This window comes from Anoxybacillus eryuanensis (assembly GCF_051200995.1).
Taxonomy (GTDB): domain Bacteria; phylum Bacillota; class Bacilli; order Bacillales; family Anoxybacillaceae; genus Anoxybacillus; species Anoxybacillus tengchongensis.
The window spans coordinates 1-19,967 of sequence record NZ_JBPODS010000011.1 but is presented as its reverse complement, the minus strand read 5'-3'; the positions used below and the strand labels follow the sequence as shown (position 1 = coordinate 19,967).

Annotated in this window: 16 protein-coding genes and 1 pseudogene; 15 read left to right on the top strand and 2 right to left on the bottom strand. The window is 42.8% G+C overall.

The genetic code is table 11. The features are described from left to right. Positions 1-59: 59 nt before the first annotated feature. The 11 genes from mutS to HNQ84_RS10625 all read left to right on the top strand — a co-directional run bounded on the left by mutS (position 60) and on the right by HNQ84_RS10625 (position 14,376). Positions 60-2,624 carry a DNA mismatch repair protein MutS gene (gene mutS / locus HNQ84_RS10675; protein ID WP_183243626.1) on the top strand — a complete coding sequence of 855 codons (2,565 nt, stop codon included), beginning with the start codon at positions 60-62 and terminating at the stop codon, positions 2,622-2,624. A gap of 13 nt (positions 2,625-2,637) precedes the next feature. Beyond that, positions 2,638-4,464, top strand: a complete 1,827-nt coding sequence (gene mutL, locus HNQ84_RS10670) for a DNA mismatch repair endonuclease MutL (RefSeq protein WP_435622101.1) — start codon at positions 2,638-2,640, stop codon at positions 4,462-4,464. Positions 4,465-4,580: 116 nt separating this feature from the next. Next, positions 4,581-5,516 (top strand): tRNA (adenosine(37)-N6)-dimethylallyltransferase MiaA, encoded by a 936-nt coding sequence (miaA, locus tag HNQ84_RS10665; RefSeq protein WP_435622100.1) that lies wholly within the window; start codon positions 4,581-4,583, stop codon positions 5,514-5,516. 35 nt (positions 5,517-5,551) lie between these two features. After that, complete coding sequence (hfq, locus tag HNQ84_RS10660) at positions 5,552-5,776, top strand: RNA chaperone Hfq (RefSeq protein WP_004890637.1); 225 nt, start codon at positions 5,552-5,554, stop codon at positions 5,774-5,776. 115 nt (positions 5,777-5,891) lie between these two features. Then, on the top strand, positions 5,892-6,821 hold the full coding sequence (gene spoVK / locus HNQ84_RS10655; protein ID WP_183243632.1) for a stage V sporulation protein K: 930 nt from the start codon (positions 5,892-5,894) through the stop codon (positions 6,819-6,821). Between the two features lie 129 nt (positions 6,822-6,950). Further along, a complete protein-coding gene (locus HNQ84_RS10650; protein ID WP_435622099.1) occupies positions 6,951-8,510 on the top strand; it encodes a fatty acid--CoA ligase in 1,560 nt (519 codons plus the stop codon). Between the two features lie 12 nt (positions 8,511-8,522). Then, complete coding sequence (locus HNQ84_RS10645) at positions 8,523-9,665, top strand: acyl-CoA dehydrogenase family protein (protein ID WP_435622098.1); 1,143 nt, start codon at positions 8,523-8,525, stop codon at positions 9,663-9,665. 13 nt (positions 9,666-9,678) lie between these two features. Beyond that, positions 9,679-10,779, top strand: coding sequence for a CaiB/BaiF CoA transferase family protein (locus tag HNQ84_RS10640; RefSeq protein WP_435622097.1), 1,101 nt, complete (start codon positions 9,679-9,681; stop codon positions 10,777-10,779). After that, the gene (locus HNQ84_RS10635) at positions 10,742-12,349 is read left to right on the top strand and encodes a long-chain fatty acid--CoA ligase (RefSeq protein WP_435622096.1); all 1,608 of its coding nucleotides are present in this window, start codon (positions 10,742-10,744) and stop codon (positions 12,347-12,349) included. The genes HNQ84_RS10640 and HNQ84_RS10635 overlap by 38 nt, the downstream gene beginning before the upstream one ends. A 9-nt stretch (positions 12,350-12,358) precedes the next feature. Next, the gene (locus HNQ84_RS10630; protein WP_435622095.1) at positions 12,359-13,207 is read left to right on the top strand and encodes a 3-hydroxyacyl-CoA dehydrogenase family protein; all 849 of its coding nucleotides are present in this window, start codon (positions 12,359-12,361) and stop codon (positions 13,205-13,207) included. Between the two features lie 14 nt (positions 13,208-13,221). Then, the gene (locus tag HNQ84_RS10625) at positions 13,222-14,376 is read left to right on the top strand and encodes a thiolase family protein (protein WP_435622094.1); all 1,155 of its coding nucleotides are present in this window, start codon (positions 13,222-13,224) and stop codon (positions 14,374-14,376) included. A 35-nt stretch (positions 14,377-14,411) separates the two neighbouring features. Here the strand turns inward: HNQ84_RS10625 and HNQ84_RS10620 are convergent, their stop codons facing one another. Beyond that, positions 14,412-15,020 (bottom strand): trimeric intracellular cation channel family protein, encoded by a 609-nt coding sequence (locus tag HNQ84_RS10620; RefSeq protein ID WP_435622093.1) that lies wholly within the window; start codon positions 15,018-15,020, stop codon positions 14,412-14,414. Between the two features lie 146 nt (positions 15,021-15,166). Between HNQ84_RS10620 and hflX the strand changes: the two genes are divergently transcribed. The 4 genes from hflX (at position 15,167) to glnA (ending at position 19,591) form a co-directional block, all read left to right on the top strand. Further along, positions 15,167-16,414, top strand: coding sequence for a GTPase HflX (hflX, locus tag HNQ84_RS10615; RefSeq protein WP_435622092.1), 1,248 nt, complete (start codon positions 15,167-15,169; stop codon positions 16,412-16,414). Positions 16,415-16,427: 13 nt separating this feature from the next. After that, positions 16,428-17,696 (top strand): methionine gamma-lyase family protein, encoded by a 1,269-nt coding sequence (locus HNQ84_RS10610; RefSeq protein ID WP_435622091.1) that lies wholly within the window; start codon positions 16,428-16,430, stop codon positions 17,694-17,696. Between the two features lie 101 nt (positions 17,697-17,797). After that, a complete protein-coding gene (locus HNQ84_RS10605) occupies positions 17,798-18,202 on the top strand; it encodes a MerR family transcriptional regulator (RefSeq protein ID WP_435622090.1) in 405 nt (134 codons plus the stop codon). Positions 18,203-18,256: 54 nt separating this feature from the next. After that, a complete protein-coding gene (glnA, locus tag HNQ84_RS10600; protein WP_435622089.1) occupies positions 18,257-19,591 on the top strand; it encodes a type I glutamate--ammonia ligase in 1,335 nt (444 codons plus the stop codon). 39 nt (positions 19,592-19,630) lie between these two features. On the opposite strand, the pseudogene HNQ84_RS10595 reads toward glnA, so the two are convergent. Beyond that, positions 19,631-19,873, bottom strand: a pseudogene (locus tag HNQ84_RS10595) (LexA family protein); the annotation flags it as partial. Positions 19,874-19,967 lie beyond the last annotated feature (94 nt).

Sequence of the window (19,967 nt, the reverse complement as noted above, 5' to 3'; positions counted from 1 at the left end):
AGTTTTTATTTTTGTTATAATAATTGAAGTCAATATCTCGGAACGTTGGAGGAAAGAGCATGACTTACACACCGATGATTCAACAATATTTAGCAATTAAGTCACAATATAAAGATGCTTTTTTATTTTTTCGCCTCGGTGATTTTTATGAAATGTTTTTTGAAGATGCAATTAAAGCATCACAAGAATTAGAAATTACGCTTACAAGCCGGGATGGTGGAGGAGAAGAACGCGTACCGATGTGCGGTGTGCCGTATCATTCGGCTGCTATGTACATCGAACGTTTGATTGAGAAAGGATATAAAGTTGCGATTTGTGAACAGGTTGAAGATCCAAAAACAGCTAAAGGGGTAGTACGCCGAGAAGTTGTTCAACTTATTACACCAGGAACGGTCATGGAAGGGAAGCATCTTGAAGAGAAAGCAAACAACTATTTAGCCTCATTGACGTCATTTGAAGATGGTACGTACGGACTCGCGTATACAGATTTAACAACCGGGGAAAGTCGCATCACACTTCTTCATTCGTTTGAAGATGTGTTCAATGAAATTTATTCCATTGGTACAAAAGAAATTGTTGTTGCGACGACGTCTAAAGAACAATGTCAATCCCTACAAGAACGATATGCTCTCACGGTTTCATGTGAGGATGAAACAATGATTCCACCGTCTTGTGAATCTGTTGTTTCACATTTGAAACAAGAAAAATTGCTTGTGACGTTTGGAAGATTATTAAATTACTTAATAAAAACGCAGAAGCGAAATTTGACTCATTTGCAACCAGTCGAGCTGTATGAAGTTAATTCGCATATGAAAATCGATATGTATTCCAAACGGAATTTAGAGTTAACGGAAACGATGCGGACAAAAGGAAAAGCAGGTTCCCTTTTTTGGCTTCTTGATGAGACGATGACCGCAATGGGCGGGCGTCTACTTAAGCAATGGATTGATCGTCCGTTATTAGATCGTGAAAAAATTGAACAGCGATTGCATTTTGTTGAACAATTTTTGATACATTATTTTGAGCGACAAGAATTACGTGAATATCTTCGCAGTGTATATGATTTAGAGCGGTTAGCTGGACGTGTGGCGTTTGGAAATGTGAACGCGCGTGATTTAGTTCAATTGAAAAAGTCGTTAAAACAAGTACCTTTCATTTCCTCACTTCTTATGCAAATTCATGATAAGCACATTCAATCATTTGCACAACAGTTAGATGCATGCGAAGAACTTGTTCAATTGTTAGAAGAAGCAATTGAAGAAAATCCCCCTCTTTCTGTGAAGGAGGGTGGAATCATTAAAGATGGTTATAACGAAACGTTGGATCGATTTCGAGATGCTAGTCGAAATGGGAAAACGTGGATTGCGCAGTTAGAAGCGAAAGAACGGGAATTAACGGGAATTAAATCGTTAAAGATTGGTTATAACCGAGTGTTTGGATATTATATCGAAGTAACAAAAGCAAATTTGCACTTATTACCGGAAGGACGATATGAACGTAAACAAACGCTAGCTAATGCCGAGCGTTTTGTGACGAAAGAGTTGAAAGAAAAAGAAGCACTTATTTTAGAAGCAGAAGAAAAAAGCATAGAATTAGAATATGAATTATTTGTTTCTATACGTGAACAAGTAAAACAATATATTGCGCGTTTGCAAAAATTAGCAAAAAACATGAGCCAATTAGATGTTTTACAATGTTTTGCTACTGTCAGTGAAAAATATAATTACTGTAAACCGCAGTTTTCCCACGATCGTCGTCTTGTAGTTCGACAGGGGCGACATCCTGTTGTTGAAAAAGTATTAGGATCAAATATTTATGTTCCAAACGATTGTTATATGGATGCTGAACGAGAAATGCTGCTTATTACAGGACCGAATATGTCTGGAAAAAGCACATACATGCGTCAAATTGCATTAACAGCTATTATGGCACAAATTGGTTGTTTTGTTCCAGCGGAAGAAGCGATATTACCGATCTTTGATCAAGTATTTACGCGTATTGGAGCGGCTGACGATTTAGTTGCAGGTCAAAGTACATTTATGGTTGAGATGTTAGAAGCACGTCATGCGATCGTTCACGCGACGCAAAATAGTCTTATTTTATTTGATGAGATTGGTCGTGGAACATCCACATATGACGGTATGGCGCTTGCTCAAGCCATGATCGAATATATTCATGATCGCATTGGTGCAAAAACTCTATTTAGTACTCACTATCATGAATTAACGGCGCTTGAACAACGATTGCCGCGCCTAAAAAATGTTCACGTGAGTGCAATTGAAGAAAATGGTAAAGTTATTTTTTTGCATCAAATTAAAGAAGGTCCAGCGGATAAAAGTTACGGCATTCATGTAGCTCAATTAGCTAAGTTGCCGTTAGATTTGATTCGACGTGCTGAACAAATTTTACTTGAATTTGAATCAAATTCGACACCGATCATAAAAGAGAAGAAAGAGAAGTTTGAGCAGTTAAGCATGTTTGAAGAACAACATGACAAAGTGCGTTCGGATATATCGAAAAAAGAAAAAGAAGTAATTAAGCGTATTCAGGCGCTCGATTTACTTGATATGACGCCGCTTGAAGCGATGAATAAACTATATGACATTCAAAAGCTATTGAAGTGAAAGGAGGGAAAACGTGGGGAAAATTCTCAAACTGGACGATGCGTTAGCGAATAAAATTGCAGCAGGGGAAGTTGTAGAACGCCCGGCTTCTGTCGTGAAGGAACTTGTTGAAAATGCGATTGATGCCCATAGCACGATCATTGAAGTGGAGTTAGAAGAAGCGGGATTAGCGAAAATCCGTGTGGTGGATAATGGTGATGGTCTAGAGGAGGAAGATTGTTTTTTAGCTTTCGAACGACACGCAACAAGTAAAATTAAAGAAGAAACAGATTTGTTTCGTATTCGTACACTCGGCTTTCGAGGAGAAGCGTTGCCTAGTATTGCTTCCGTTTCCCATTTAGAATTGAAGACGAGTACTGGTGAAGGACCAGGAACGTGGCTCGTTTTAAAAGGCGGGGAACTTGTGCAACATAGTCGGACGAGCAGTCGAAAAGGAACAGATATTACTGTTTCCCATCTATTTTTCAATACACCAGCTCGTCTAAAATATATGAAGACCATTCATACGGAGCTTGGTCACATTGTTGATGTGATCAATCGTCTAGCGCTTGCACATCCGCATATTTCATTTCGGTTAACACATAACGGAAAACAACTGTTTTATACGAACGGAAATGGGGATGTACGGCAAGTGTTAGCTGCGATTTACGGAATTGATATTGCAAAAAAAATGATTGCTATTCGTGCGGAGACTCTTGATTTTACAATTAACGGTTATGTTGCTTTACCTGAGGTGACGCGTGCGTCCCGGAACTATATGACGACCATCGTCAATGGACGATATATTAAAAACTATTCGTTATATAAAGCGATTGAAGAAGGATATCATACGCTTCTTCCAATTGGACGGCATCCGATTGCATTTTTAAATATTGTTATGGATCCACTTCTTTTAGATGTGAATGTTCATCCAGCCAAGTTGGAAGTGCGTTTTAGTAAAGAAGGAGAATTAAACGAACTCGTTCAACAAACGATTCGCCAAGCATTTCAAAAAAAGACGCTCATTCCCGAGATAACCATACCACGAGTGGAAAAACCGAAAACAGAACAACAAACGTTTTCGTTTGAACATATCGTGAAAGAATCCAATGGGGTGTCACCTCGTGTAACGAAGGTACATCATGATCAGGAAAAGAAAACAGAAAAGCGAATCGTTTTAGAGAGAAGTGACGAGCGTACCCGTGATCAAGATGTTAAGACACTCGATGTAGAACCTGTTGTTCCAAGTGAACATGTAATAGAAGAGATGGATCGAGAACGCATTCCGCCATTATATCCGATTGGCCAAATGCACGGGACATATATTTTAGCTCAAAATGAAAACGGGCTGTATATTATTGACCAACATGCTGCACAAGAACGAATTAAATACGAATACTTCCGTGAAAAATTAGCAAGTGTTACAAATGAGTTACAGCCTTTACTTATTCCACTGACGCTTACTTATTCATCAAGTGAGTATTTACTTATTGAAAGTTACCGCGACCAATTAGCTGCGTGCGGTGTGTTTTTAGAGCCGTTTGGTCATAACAGTTTTATTGTTCGCTCTCATCCTCAATGGTTTCCAAAAGGGGAAGAAGCAGTAATTATTGAGGAAATGATTAAGCAAGTGTTAATAATGAAAAAAGTAGACATCAAGCAACTCCGGGAAAAAGCAGCGATTATGATGAGTTGTAAACAGTCGATTAAAGCGAATCAATTTTTGCGCAACGATGAAATATTTGCATTGCTCGAGTCGTTGCGTAAAACAAGCAATCCGTTTACATGCCCGCACGGTCGTCCAATTATTATTCATTTTTCTACTTATGAACTAGAAAAAATGTTTAAACGTGTCATGTAGAAAGCGGATATTTTTCGTCCGCTTTCGAATGAAATTTTTCAAAATGAGATGATAAAATGTACATGGTTTGTCTATAATAAATGAATGTGAATTAGAGTGGAAAGTAGTGGTATTTTATGGAAGAAAAAGTCGTTGTGTTAATTGGTCCAACGGCTGTAGGGAAAACAAAAATGAGCATAGAGTTAGCCAAGCGTTTAAACGGAGAAATTATTAATGGAGACTCGATGCAAGTATATAAAGGACTAGATATCGGAACGGCTAAAATTCGTCAAGAAGAAATGGAAGGTATTCCACATCATTTACTAAATATAAAAGAGCCGCATGAATCTTTTTCTGTTGCAGAGTTTCAGACGCTTGCTCGCTCACTTATTACAGATATAACGAGACGAGGAAAGCTTCCGATCATCGTTGGTGGTACAGGGCTATATATCCAGTCTGTTATTTACGATTATCAATTTTCAGATGCACCTTCCAATGACTTGTATCGTCAGTCGCTTGAACGTTGTTCGCCTGATGAGTTGTATGAACGACTGAAACGTACCGATCCTTTGAGTGCGGAACGTATTCATCCGAATAACGTTCGTCGTGTCATTCGTGCGTTAGAAATTTATCATTGCACGGGAAAGACAATGACAGAATGGCTAAAAGAACAAAAACGACAACTTGTATACAATGTAGCGCTCATTGGACTGACAATGGAACGAGAGAAACTATATGAACGCATTAATCAACGAGTAGATCAAATGATTGAGCAAGGATTGATTGAAGAAGCGAAACGATTGTATGAACAAGGCTTGCGGAACTGCCAATCTATTCAAGCGATCGGTTATAAAGAGTTATATGCATATTTCGCTAGGACAATTACGCTTGAAGAAGCTATTGAGCAGCTGAAGCAAAACTCTCGTCGCTATGCAAAGCGTCAGTTTACATGGTTTCGTAATCAAATGCCTGTTCAATGGTTTGACATGACCGATGATACAATATTTGAAAGGCGAGTAAATGAAATTTTGCATTACATAGAAGGAAAGTTTCACTTTCAGTCGAATATGTAGACGTAATGTAGAGAGAAAAAGAGGAGGACAGAGCAATGAAAAACACAATAAACATTCAGGATCAGTTTTTAAACCAATTGCGGAAGGAAGAAACAACGGTTACTGTATTTTTACTAAATGGATTTCAATTGCGAGGGCTAGTGAAAGGATTTGACAATTTTACAGTGTTATTAGAAGTGGACGGAAAACAACAATTAATTTATAAACATGCGATTTCTACATTTGCGCCACAAAAAAATGTGAAAATCGAGATCGAGTAAGCTAAATCGCTCACCATATCGGTGAGTGATTTTTTCGTTAGGCATTTGTCACGAAATGGGCGCCAACAGCGTATATTGATAGAAGAAGCAACGACGAAGGAGAGGTGACAGCGCCTTGTCAGAGTTGACAATGAAGCAAACAAAAAGTCAAATTAACATCGTCCTTAACGCAAAAAACGTCAATTACTTACCAAAAGAAGAAACGACAAACCGAATTGATTATCATCAACATGCAGTGTTAAAAGAGATTCAAAAAGAGCTAGATGAATTAGTTGGACTAAGTGAAGTGAAAAAATTAATTAAGGAAATTTACGCGTGGTTATACATTAATAAAGCGCGTCAAGCAAACGGATTAAAAGGAAATAAACAATCGCTTCACATGATTTTTAAAGGGAATCCCGGCACAGGAAAAACAACAGTAGCTCGTATCCTTGGAAAGCTGTTTTTAGAAATGAACGTTTTATCTAAAGGACATTTTATTGAAGCAGAACGTGCTGACTTAGTTGGTGAATATATTGGTCATACGGCAAATAAAACACGCGACTTAATTAAAAAAGCACGCGGAGGCATTTTATTTATTGATGAAGCATATTCGTTGGCACGTGGAGGAGAAAAAGATTTTGGAAAAGAAGCTATCGATACGTTAGTAAAAGGAATTGAAGATTTTTCCGACGATTTAGTCGTTATTTTAGCCGGATATCCAGCTGAGATGGATTATTTCTTATCGTTAAACCCAGGATTGCCATCACGTTTTCCGTTAATGCTCGAATTTCCAGATTATACAACAGAAGAACTTGTACAAATTGCAAAGCAAATGTTTCATATAAGAGAATATGAGCTCACTTCTGAAGCAGAACGGAAGCTGCGTGAACATATTGAGCAACTATTAGCGGGGGGATACGAGAGAAAATTTAGTAACGGTCGTTATATTCGAAATTTGATTGAAAAAGCAATTCGAAAACAAGCGGTACGCCTGTTGCATGAAGGGCGCTACGATAAAAAGGAATTGATGATTATACGAGAACGGGATTTAGTTGTTGAATGAATAGGGGAGGGGGAACCTTCCCTATTTTTTATGTGAGTAAAGAAGGGTTTCTTTTTTATTTGTAGAATAAAATCTGAAAATAAAAAATATTATTTATATTAACTATAAAGAGATAAGGAGGGATTTGTTTTGTATTTAACGATTAGTGACGTGTTCGCTCAGACAGTAAGAAAGTTCCCGAAAAAAGAAGCGCTTGTTGATGTGCGTACAGGGCTTCGCTATACGTACGAACAATGGGCAAAAGAAGTGGACAAACTCGCAAGCGCTTTCTTAAAAGTAGGGGTTCGAAAAGGCGACCGTGTTTCGACCGTGTTGTTTAATACGGCAGAGCTTGCGACCGCTTTTTTTGCGTGTGCAAAAATTGGCGCTGTTTTCAATCCAATTAATTTTCGCCTGCGTCCGAAAGAAATCGCTTACATTTTAGCTGATGCCACTCCAAAAATCGTGCTATTTGAACAAGCCGTTGAACCACAAATCGCAGCCATTCACCATGAATTTCCGCATATTTCTTTTTGGGCCATTGATGGGCAAGTGCCAACATATGCAGTTTCCTATCATGAACAAATCCAACGCGCAAATAGTGATCTTCCAGCAATCGACGTTTTTGAACATGACTTGTATGCGATTATGTACACAAGCGGAACGACAGGCCGACCAAAAGGAGTGATGCATCGCCATCGCGACATGATCGAACAAAGTTTAATTTGTAATTCGGTGATGCGCATTCGCGAAACAGAGCGGGGGCTTGTCACCGCACCGATGTTCCATTGCGCGGAATTGCATTGTTGCTTCCTTCCACGCGTCCATGCTGGCGCAACAAATGTGATTGTTCACCATTTCGATCCGAAACAAGTATTAGCTGTAATTGAACAAGAACGAATTACCGTCTTATTTGCTGCACCGACGATGTGGAATATGCTGTTGCAAGAAAAATTGTCGGAGTATGATTTATCGTCGCTTCGCATCGGGTTGTACGGAGCCGCTCCGATGGCGCCAGTGCTTGTAAAAGAATGCAAAGAGAGGTTAGGCATTGATTTAATCCAAGCCTATGGTATGACAGAAATGGGTCCAGCGGTAACGTTCTTATACGAAGATGAGCAGTTAACGAAAGCAGGATCTGCCGGACGCGCATGCTTAAACCACGAAATTCGCATCGTCAAACCGCGCGAAGACGGCCCATCCGATCCAGATGACATCTTGCCGCCGGGACAAGTTGGCGAAATTATCGTCAAAGGTCCGTGCATGATGGTTGGCTACTACAACCGTGAAGATGCGACGGAAAAAGCGATGTATAAAGGATGGTATCATTCTGGCGATCTAGGCTATATGGATGAAGACGGCTATTTATACGTTGCCGACCGTGTCGATGACATGATTATTAGCGGCGGTGAAAACGTTTATCCGCGCGAAGTAGAAGACGTGCTTTATGAACATGAAGGAGTACTTGATGTTGCGGTGCTTGGCGAGCCGGATGAGTTATGGGGAGAAAAAGTCGTTGCTTTCATCGTAAAAAAAGACCAACAGCTTACCGCAGAACAATTAGAGGCGTTTTGCAAACAAAGCGATAAGCTTGCCCCATACAAACGACCGCGCGCATACTATTTTGTCGAGGCACTGCCACGCAATGCAAGCGGAAAAATTCAAAAGTTTTTATTGCGCGAACAAATGAAAAAAATGGCGCAGTCATAAGGTGGGGACAACATGACAACGTATTTGCATGAAGAACATCACATTTTTCGTGAAGCATTCCGTAAATTTTTGCAAAAGGAAGCGTACCCATTTTATGACGAGTGGGAAAAACAAGGAATCATTCCGCGGGAGTTTTGGCGGAAAATGGGGGAAAACGGGTTTCTTTGTCCGTGGGTAGATGAAACATATGGTGGATTTGGTGCCGATTTTGGCTATTCAGTCGTCATCAATGAAGAGTTAGAAAAAGTAGGGTCAAGCCTTGTCGGCATCGGCTTGCATAACGATATTGTTGTTCCGTATATCGCATCGTACGGCACAGAAGAACAAAAGAAGAAATGGCTACCGAAGTGTGTATCCGGAGAACTCATCACCGCCATTGCGATGACCGAACCAGGCGCCGGTTCTGATTTGGCGGGCATTTCGACAACAGCGGTGAAACAAGGCGACCATTATATTGTCAACGGGCAAAAAACGTTTATTACAAACGGCATTCATGCGGACTTAGTCATCGTCGTTTGCAAAACGAACCCGAGTGCGAATCCACCGCATAAAGGCATGAGTCTCCTTGTCGTCGAAAGAGGAACGTCGGGATTTACACGCGGTCGGAAGGTAGAAAAGGTGGGACTGCATGCCCAAGATACAGCCGAGCTATTTTTTAGCGATGCAAAAGTTCCAGCGGAAAACTTGCTTGGAGAAGAAGGAAAAGGGTTTTACTATTTGATGGAGAAATTGCAGCAAGAGCGGCTTATCGTCGCTATTGCTGCGCAAACAGCGGCAGAAGTGATGTTTGACTTAACGAAACGGTATGTGAAAGAGCGTACGGCGTTTGGGAAAGCGATTAGCCAATTTCAAACCGTCCAATTCCGGCTAGCGGAAATGGCAACGGAAATTGCATTAGGGCGCGCGTTTCTTGATGATATTATCGAACAGCATATTGCGGGGAAAGACGTCGTGGCCAACGTATCGATGGCGAAATGGTGGATGACGGAAATGGCAAAGCGTGTCGCTTCGGAAGGAATGCAGCTTCACGGAGGATATGGCTATATGGAAGAATACGAGATTGCAAGACGCTATCGTGACATTCCGGTTAGCGCCATTTATGCCGGAACGAATGAAGTGATGAAAATGATCATTGCCAAACATCTTGGATTGTAGGGGGAGGATTTTGTTGCTTGCTGGAATCAAAGTGATTGATTTTTCCCATTATCTCCCCGGGCCGTTTGCGAGCCTTCGCTTAGCGGATTTAGGGGCGGAAGTAATCAAAATCGAGCCGAAAACAGGCGATCGGATGCGGAGGCTAGCTGCTGACTGCCTTTTTGACGCGAACAATAAAAACAAAAAAAGCATCGCGCTAGATTTGAAAAATACACGAGATGTTCAAACGGTGCAACACCTCATCAGCCAAGCCGATGTCATCATTGAAAGTTTCCGCCCCGGTGTGATGAAAAAGCTTGGGCTTGGCTATGAACACGTATCCGCTCTCAATCCAGCGATTGTGTATTGCTCGATTAGTGGTTATGGCCAACATAGCCACTATGCGTCGTTCGGAAGCCATGACTTAAACTATATGGCGCTTTCGGGTGTTTTAGCCCAGCTGAAAGCGGACGGTCGTCCGATTCACCCGACGATGACGTTTGCCGATCTCATCGGGAGCATGCATGTCATCGAACAAATTACCGCTGCTTTGTATGCCCGAGAACGGACGGGAAAAGGACGTTATATAGACGTTGCCCTTGTTGACGGCTTGCTTTCGATGATGACGAACCATTTTGTATTAGAGCATGATACCGGACAAAAAAACGGCATTCCAATATTAGCTGGCACGGTCGTATCGTATCATCTGTACGAAACGAAAGACGGGCGCTATATGGCGCTTGCCGCGCTTGAAGCACACTTTTGGCGCAGTTTTTGCGACGCAGTCGAAAAGCCGGAATGGTACGAAGGACATCTATCGGCAGCCTGTGACGACAATCCTCTCTTTCTAGAAATAAAGCAGTTGTTTCGCACGAAAACGTTCCAACAATGGATCGCTTTTTCGCAACAAGTCGACTGTTGTTTAACGCCGGTATTAGAAACGAATGAAGCGAAAACGTGGTTTGCAAATAACGCGTACCGAAAAATGATTCATATCGAAAACGACCGGACCGAAGTAGCAACTCGCTATGATGAACACTTTTTCACTAAGCGCACACGAGCGCCAAAGCTAAACGAACATGGAGGAATGATAATAGATGATGAACGTTCCATTAAATATTGCGACAATGCTTGAACGGGCAGAAATGTTTTTTCCAAAAAAACAAGTCATTTCGCGGATGAAGAACGGGCTTGTCCGCCATACGTATAAAGAAATTGGCGAACGGACGAGAAAGCTTGCTAGTGCACTACGAACACTTGGCGTCAATACAGGAGACCGTGTTGGTACATTTGCGTGGAACCATCATCGCCATTTAGAAGCGTATTTTGCCATTCCAGGCATTGGGGCGGTGTTGCATACGATTAACATTCGCCTGTCGCCGCAACATATCGCGTATATTATTAACCACGCCAACGACCGTGTGCTATTGATTGACGACGATTTATTGCCGCTCATTGAACGGGTGAAAGACGAAATAAACGTCGAGGCGTTTATTATTATGACCGATGAGCCGACGCTTCCGGAGACGGCGCTGTCGCCTGTTTATCATTATGAGGAATTGTTACAACAAGCCGAACCGATTTCATTTGTCAAAGATATCGACGAGCATCATCCTGCTGGCATGTGCTATACGTCTGCGACAACCGGGAATCCGAAGGGCGTATTATACTCCCATCGCGGCATCGTTCTCCATAGCATGGCGCTAGGGCTTGCCGATAGTGCGGCACTATCGGAATCGGATGTGGCGCTGCCGGTCGTGCCGATGTTTCATGCGAATGCGTGGGGCTTGCCGTTTGCCGCGGTTTGGTTTGGGACGACGCTTGTTATGCCGGGGGCGGCATTTACACCGAAAATATTGGCAGAACTAATGGAACAAGAAAAAGTGACACTTGCCGCTGGTGTGCCGACCGTTTGGCTTGGCTTATTGAACGAATTGGAGAAAGGCACGTACGATTTACGCAGCGTAACGCGCATTTTATGTGGCGGTTCAGCAGCGCCGAAAGGAATGATTCGCGCCTTTGAAGAAAAATACGGCATCCCGTTCGTACACGCATACGGCATGACGGAAACGAGCCCGCTTGTCGTCTTATCGCGTCTGAAAAGCTACCAACAGCACGTATCGAACGAAGAAAAATTGGACATCCGTGCGAAGCAAGGATTTCTTGTCCCTGGGGTAGAAATGAAAGTGATTGGCAAAGACGGCGAAGTAGCATGGAATGGAACAGAAATGGGCGAACTATGCTTGCGCGGTCCGTGGATTGCCGACGAATACTACAACGATGAACGAAGCAAAGATGCATTTCGCGACGGGTGGCTATATACAGGCGATGTCGTGACAGTAGATGAAGAAGGGTTTATTAAAATTGTCGACCGCACGAAAGACGTCATTAAAAGTGGCGGGGAGTGGATTTCGTCTGTCGATTTAGAAAACGCGTTGATGGCGCATGAAGCCGTGTTTGAAGCGGCGGTTGTTGCTGTGCCGCACCCGCAATGGCAAGAGCGACCGATCGCTTGCGTTGTAGTGAAGGAAGGAAAACATGTGACAAAAGAGGAACTATACGACTTTTTACGCCCGCAATTTGCGAAATGGTGGCTGCCAGATGAGATCGTCTTTATGAACGAAATTCCGAAAACGAGTGTCGGAAAATTTTTGAAAATGAAATTACGTGAACAATTGCGCGACTATTTTACAAACGTTCAATAGGAGGAGTTAATGATGCAAATAATGGCGGTCATCGGTGCTGGCTTAATGGGAAGCGGCATTGCCCAGTCGCTAGCGATGGGCGGAAAAACGGTTTATTTATACGATGTTTCCGAAGCGGCGCTTGAAAAAGGAATGAAGTCCATTCAAAAAAGCGTTTCTCGTTTCGTAAAAGCTGGCAAACTACAAGAACAAGAGGCAACGGCTATTCTTGCTTGCATTCAAATCGAAACGAACTTGCAAGAAGCAGTAAAAGAAGCGGACGTTGTCATCGAAGCGGTCCCAGAACATTTGCCGCTCAAAAAACAAGTGTTTGAACAGCTTGACCGCTATGCGAAACAAGAAGCCATTTTAGCGACAAATACGTCGGAATTAAGCGTCACGGCGATTGCCGCAGCCACCAAACGTCCGAGCCAAGTCGTCGGCATGCATTGGTTTAACCCAGCGCCAGTCATGAAGCTCATTGAAATCGTCAAAGGTGTGGCGACGTCCGAACAAACGATCGAAGCGATTCAACAACTATCGGAATCTATCGGCAAAGAAACGGTTCTCGTCAAGGATATGCAAGGATTTGTGACGACAAGAGCGATCGCGGCGCATATGATTGAATGCATTCGCATGTATGAAGAAGGGGTCGCCTCTGCGGAACATATTGACAAAGCGATTCGCCTCGGGCTGAATTACCCAATGGGACCGCTTGAACTTGCCGATTTAGTTGGGTTAGATACGATGTTATTTGTCAGTGAAAATATGACAGAAGCATATGGCGACCGGTTCCGCCCGCCACAAACGCTTCGCAAACTTGTCGAAGCAGGACATCTCGGCCGAAAAACAGGCAAAGGGTTTTACACATACGAGTGAAAGAAGGGAAAGATATGCGAGAAGTGGTGATTGTCGAAGCGGTACGCACCCCTGTTGGCAAGCGAAACGGAGTGTTTCGCGATAAACATCCGGTTCATTTAGCGGCTGTCGTGCTTGAGGAAGTCGTCAAGCGAGCCGGGGTAAAAAAGCAATTTGTTGAGGACATTGTCATGGGATGCGTGACACCGATTGGCGAACAAGGCTACAATATCGGGAGGTTAGCGGCATTAGAGGCAGGCTTTCCAGTGGAAGTGCCGGCGGTGCAAATAAACCGCATGTGCGGTTCGGGCCAACAAGCAATTCATTTCGCTGCCCAAGAAATTAAATCAGGCGATATGAATATTACGATTGCGGCTGGCGTCGAAAGCATGACGAAAGTGCCGATTTTAAGCGACGGAAACGAGCGAACGATTCCACCGTCGCTCCATGAAAAATACGAATTCGTCCACCAAGGCGTTTCTGCCGAACTGATTGCCGAAAAATACGGATTGACAAGAGAACAGTTAGACGAATATGCGTACGAAAGCCATCAACGGGCGCTTCGGGCGCAATCGGAAGGTCGTTTCACCGAAGAAATCGTACCCGTCCACGGGCTTGATAAAGACGGCAACGATATGATCGTAACAGCCGATGAAGGACCGCGTCAAGATACATCGCTTGAAGCGTTGGCGGCATTGAAGCCGGTTTTTAAACAAGACGGAAAAATTACCGCTGGAAACGCAAGTCAAATGAGCGATGGTGCAGCGGCGGCGCTACTGATGGAGCGCGAAACAGCGCTTCGCCTCGGCTTGAAGCCGAAAGCAAAAATCGTCGCCCAAACTGTCGTCGGCTCCGACCCGACATACATGTTGGACGGCGTCATTCCAGCGACGAAAAAAGTATTGCACAAAACGAACCTCACGATGGACGATATCGATCTTGTCGAAATTAACGAAGCGTTCGCGCCTGTCGTTCTTGCTTGGCAAAAAGAACTCGGTGCTCCGCTTTCGAAAGTGAACGTCAACGGTGGGGCGATCGCTTTAGGTCATCCGCTTGGCGCAACGGGTGTAAAACTGATGACATCGCTTGTCCACGAACTCGAACGACGAAAGGGGCGCTACGGCTTATTAACGATTTGCATCGGGCACGGCATGGCAACCGCGACTATTGTTGAGAGATGGGAAGAATAAAAAGAAACCGGATGTTTCCGTCGAGACATCCGGTTTTAGTTTCCCGCCTTCAATGATTTATTCGGCAATTTCCAGTTGTACGTATATGATAAAATGCGCAATGCCGCAACGATGACAAACAATCCATACAATCCAACGGGGGAGTCGGCGATGCCGATTCCGACGGCGATGCCGGCTAAAATCGCCCAAGCGGCGTAAATTTCATCACGCAATACAAGGGGCTTTCTTCCAGCTAGTATATCACGAATCATTCCGCCGCCACTCCCAGTTAATACAGCCGCAACAATAACTGCGCTTAGCGGACGATTCATTTGAGCAGCATACAGCGCACCTTGAATGGCGAAAGCTGAAAGCCCGAGGGCGTCGAAAAAGTTTCCCCAACGTTGCCAATGTGGTAGCGTTTTTTGGGGAAACAAATAGACAATTGTCATTGCAATAAATGCAATAAAAAAAAGTGTTTGTTGTTGCCAAAGAATAGATACAGGTACACCAATTAATACGTTGCGCACAGCACCACCACCGAACGCCGTGACAATTCCAAGGATGTACACACCTAAAATATCGTATTCTTCTTCCATAGCGACAATAGCGCCACTAATTGCAAACGCAATGGTGCCAATCATACTTAATACTTCCCAAGTCATTCTCGCAATCCTTTCTATGATGTAACATTACATTAAAATTCTATGTATAAAATATGAAAAAATCAACGATCATTTTTTCAGTCATAGCACTTTTGCCTAAGATTTGTTATGATGAGAACAGACGTTCAATAGGAAAGAGGGGAAATATGGAAAAGGAGAAAGTCATTATTGTTGGGTGTCAATTACCACATGTTGACGATGAACGGTTTTCGTATTCGCTAGAAGAGCTTGCTTCACTTGTTCATACCGCAAACGGTGAGGTCGTCATAAGTCTCACACAAAAACGGGACACGATTCATCCGGCGACATATATCGGCAAAGGAAAAGTGGAAGAACTTGTTCGGCTTGTTGAACAGTTTGAACCAGATGTTGTTATTTTTAATGATGAATTGTCACCAAGCCAAAATCGCAACTTAACGAAGTTATTAAACGTGCGCGTCATTGATCGGACGCAGCTTATTTTAGATATTTTCGCAAGCCGTGCGCGCTCTAAAGAAGGAAAATTACAAGTCGAGCTTGCCCAGTTACAATATATTTTGCCACGCTTAAGTGGACAAGGTACAGAACTTTCTCGGTTAGGCGGTGGAATTGGAACGAGAGGACCGGGGGAGACGAAGCTAGAAACAGACCGCCGTCATATTCGTCGCCGCATCGATGAAATTAAAGCACAACTAAAAGTCATTGTTGAACATCGCGAGCGCTATCGCGAGCGGCGGAAGAAAAACGCGGTGTTTCAAATTGCGCTAGTAGGCTATACAAACGCGGGCAAATCAACGCTTTTTAACCGGCTCACGAACGCGGATGCGTTTGAAGAAAATTTATTATTTGCCACCTTAGATCCGCTCACAAGAAAACTTGTGCTGCCAAGCGGCTATACAGCGCTTCTAACGGACACGGTCGGTTTTATTCAAGACTTGCCGACGACGCTCGTTGCAGCGTTTCGTTCGACGTTAGAAGAAGTGAAAGAAGCTGACTTGATTTTACATATTGTCGATTCATCAAATCCGGACTATATTCAACATGAACAAACCGTTTACCGTTTGCTTGAGGAGTTGGAAGCAACGAACATTCCGATGGCAACGATTTATAACAAACGTGACATCGTTCTTCCAAGCTTTGTCCCAAGCCCGAAAACCGATTATATGTTAGTGAGCGCATTCAACGAACAAGACGTTCAAACCTTGCGCCAATTTATTGAAGAAAAAACAAGTGAAGCGATGGAACGTTACGACGTGGCGATTCCATCGTTTGAAGGGAAATTGCTTGCGCAACTAAAAGGAGAAACGATTGTACAACACATGCACTACAACGAACAAAGTGGCATGTATGAATGTAGCGGCTACCTATTGCCAGAGCATCCACTTTTGTTACAACTAAGAACATACAGTAAATAGAAAGGGTTTTGTTATGTTTCAGCATTTAACACATGGAGAAACCATTGCAGCGCTCGTCAAAGAAGTCGAGGTACAAATTGCCCCGATTCACCGCGCGATTGACGAGCGTATTGATTCCAATCAATATCGCGTATTACAAAGCTTTCGTCGCCATCAAGTAAGCGATGCGCATTTTATTCCATCGACAGGATATGGTTATGATGATATTGGACGGGACACGCTCGAAAAAGTGTATGCGGACGTATTTGGCGGGGAAGCGGCGCTCGTTCGTCCACAAATTATTTCTGGTACGCATGCGATTACAATTGCCTTATTCGGTGTGTTGCGTCCGGGAGATGAACTATTATATATTACCGGCAAACCGTACGATACACTTGAAGAAATCGTCGGCATTCGCGGCAAAGGAATTGGCTCGTTAAAAGAGTTTCATATTGGTTATAACAGCGTACCGCTCACTCCAGAAGGAACAGTCGATTTTGCAGCGGTCAAACAGGCAATTAACGAGCGAACGAAAATGATCGGCATTCAACGTTCAAAAGGGTACGACCCGCGCCCATCGTTTACTATTGCTGAAATAAAAGAGATGATTGATTCTGTCAAAGCAATCAAACAAGACGTCATCGTGTTCGTCGATAACTGTTATGGAGAATTTGTCGAAGAGCAGGAACCGTGCCATGTTGGTGCAGACTTAATTGCTGGTTCGCTTATTAAAAATCCAGGTGGCGGATTGGCGAAAACGGGAGGATATCTCGTTGGTAAACGCGAATATATCGAAATGTGTGCGTACCGAATGACATCGCCGGGAATTGGGGCGGAAGCGGGCGCTTCGCTGTACAGTTTGCAGGAGATGTACCAAGGTTTTTTCCTAGCGCCACATGTTGTCGGACAAGCGTTAAAAGGCGCGGTCTTTACTGCGGCAATGCTTGAGCGTATCGGCATGAATACGTATCCGACATGGAACGCAACACGTACAGATTTAATTCAATCGGTGCAATTTGATGATGCAGAACAAATGATTGCTTTTTGTCAGGCGATTCAATTTGCATCACCAGTCAACGCTCATTTTACCCCATACCCGAACTATATGCCAGGTTATGAAGATGACGTCATTATGGCGGCAGGGACGTTTGTTCAAGGAGCGAGCATCGAGCTATCTGCTGATGGACCGATTCGTCCACCGTATGTCGCGTACGTGCAAGGAGGATTAACGTATTCGCACGTCAAAATCGCTGTTTGTATGGCTATTGATCAGTTACTTGAAAAGCGTTTAATTCAATTATAAAATATTTCAGAAAAAAATATGTAATAAAATATAACATACCATTGACATGTAAAATAACATAGAATAAAATGAAAATACGTATTATGTGAGGAGGGGTCGACATGAATAGTCACATTCGTCGCTCCATGCCGTTATTTCCTATCGGTATCGTTATGCAGTTAACTGATTTATCAGCGCGACAAATTCGTTACTATGAGGAACACGGTCTCGTTTCACCTGCGCGAACAGAAGGCAATCGTCGGTTATTCTCGTTTAATGACGTGGATCGTTTGCTTGAAATTAAAGATTTAATCGAGCAAGGTGTTAATTTAGCAGGCATTAAACAAATTTTTGCTTCGCGTCAACAACAACATATGGAAACAACGCCATCTGTTGCACCGAAAGTGATGAAACAAGATTTGTCCGAAGCGGAGTTGCGCAAACTGTTGCGTGCCGAGTTGATGCAAGCCGGCCGTTTTAATCGGGCATCGCTTCGTCAAGGAGATATTGCTCGCTTTTTTCACTAAAAATTTATGTTTTTTAACATAAATGATCTTTTTCATTTTGGGGGAGGAATATGTATGGCTAAGTACACGAAAGAAGACATTTTTCGTATTGTTAAGGAAGAGAATGTAAAGTATATTCGTTTGCAGTTTACAGACATTCTCGGCACGATTAAAAATGTGGAAATTCCAGTTAGTCAATTACAAAAGGCGCTCGATAATAAAATGATGTTTGACGGATCATCAATCGAAGGATTTGTTCGTATCGAAGAGTCTGATATGTATTTATACCCAGATTTAGATACATTTGTGATTTTTCCGTGGACAGCAGAAAAAGGAAAAGTGGCACGTTTTATTTGTGATATTTACAATCCAGATGGTACGCCATTTGAAGGGTGTCCACGTTATAACTTAAAACGTGTATTGAAAGAAATGGAAGATCTTGGTTTCACTGAATTTAACTTAGGTCCAGAGCCGGAATTTTTCTTATTTAAGTTAGATGAAAAAGGAGAGCCGACGTTAGAATTAAACGATAATGGTGGTTACTTTGACTTAGCACCAACGGATTTAGGTGAAAACTGCCGTCGTGATATCGTATTAGAGCTAGAAGAGATGGGCTTTGAAATCGAAGCATCTCACCATGAAGTTGCGCCAGGGCAACATGAAATTGACTTTAAGTATGCCAATGCCGTAAAAGCGTGTGACGACATTCAAACGTTTAAACTTGTTGTAAAAACGGTCGCGCGTAAACACGGTTTACATGCAACGTTTATGCCAAAACCGCTCTTTGGTGTGAACGGTTCTGGTATGCATTGTAATTTATCGCTCTTTAAAAATGGTGAAAATGCCTTCTTTGATCCAAACGGTCAATTGCAACTAAGCGAAACAGCATTGCAGTTTATCGCAGGTGTGTTAAAGCACGCGCCAAACTTCACAGCAGTAACGAACCCAACAGTAAATTCATACAAACGTCTCGTTCCAGGATATGAGGCACCTTGTTACGTTGCGTGGTCAGCACGCAACCGTAGTCCGCTCATTCGCATTCCTGCGTCACGTGGCATGAGTACGCGCATTGAAGTGCGTAGCGTAGACCCTGCAGCTAATCCATATTTGGCAATGGCTGTATTATTGGCAGCTGGACTAGATGGAATTAAAAATAAATTAACACCTCCTGCCCCAGTTGATCGCAATATTTACGTGATGACAAAGGAGGAACGCTTAGAAGAAGGTATTGTTGACTTGCCTGCAACATTAGCAGAAGCGCTTCAAAACTTAAAGTCGGATGAAGTAATTGTTAATGCGCTTGGTAAGCATTTGTTCGAACACTTCGTCGAAGCGAAAGAAATTGAATGGGATATGTTCCGTACTGCAGTACATCCATGGGAACGTGAGCAATATATGAGCCTTTACTAAAAAAGCTAACGGTTTTTCCGTTAGCTTTTTTATGTTCTCTTAATGAATAGCACGATATACACCTATAACTTTTCCTAAAATTGTGGCATTTTGAACAATAATTGGTTCCATCGTTGAATTTTCAGGTTGCAAACGGATATAATCTTTTTCTTTAAAAAATCGTTTCACTGTCGCCTCATGATCTTCAGTCATCGCTACAACGATATCTCCGTTATTAGCGGTTTGTTGTTGACGAACGATCACATAATCTCCGTCTAAAATACCGGCTTCAATCATGCTTTTGTAAATTAGCACACTATTTCAGAACTACTTTTTCAAATTATTTTGGATGAAAATCGGAAATACCGTGCAAAATGTTTGCGAATTTTCTCCGATT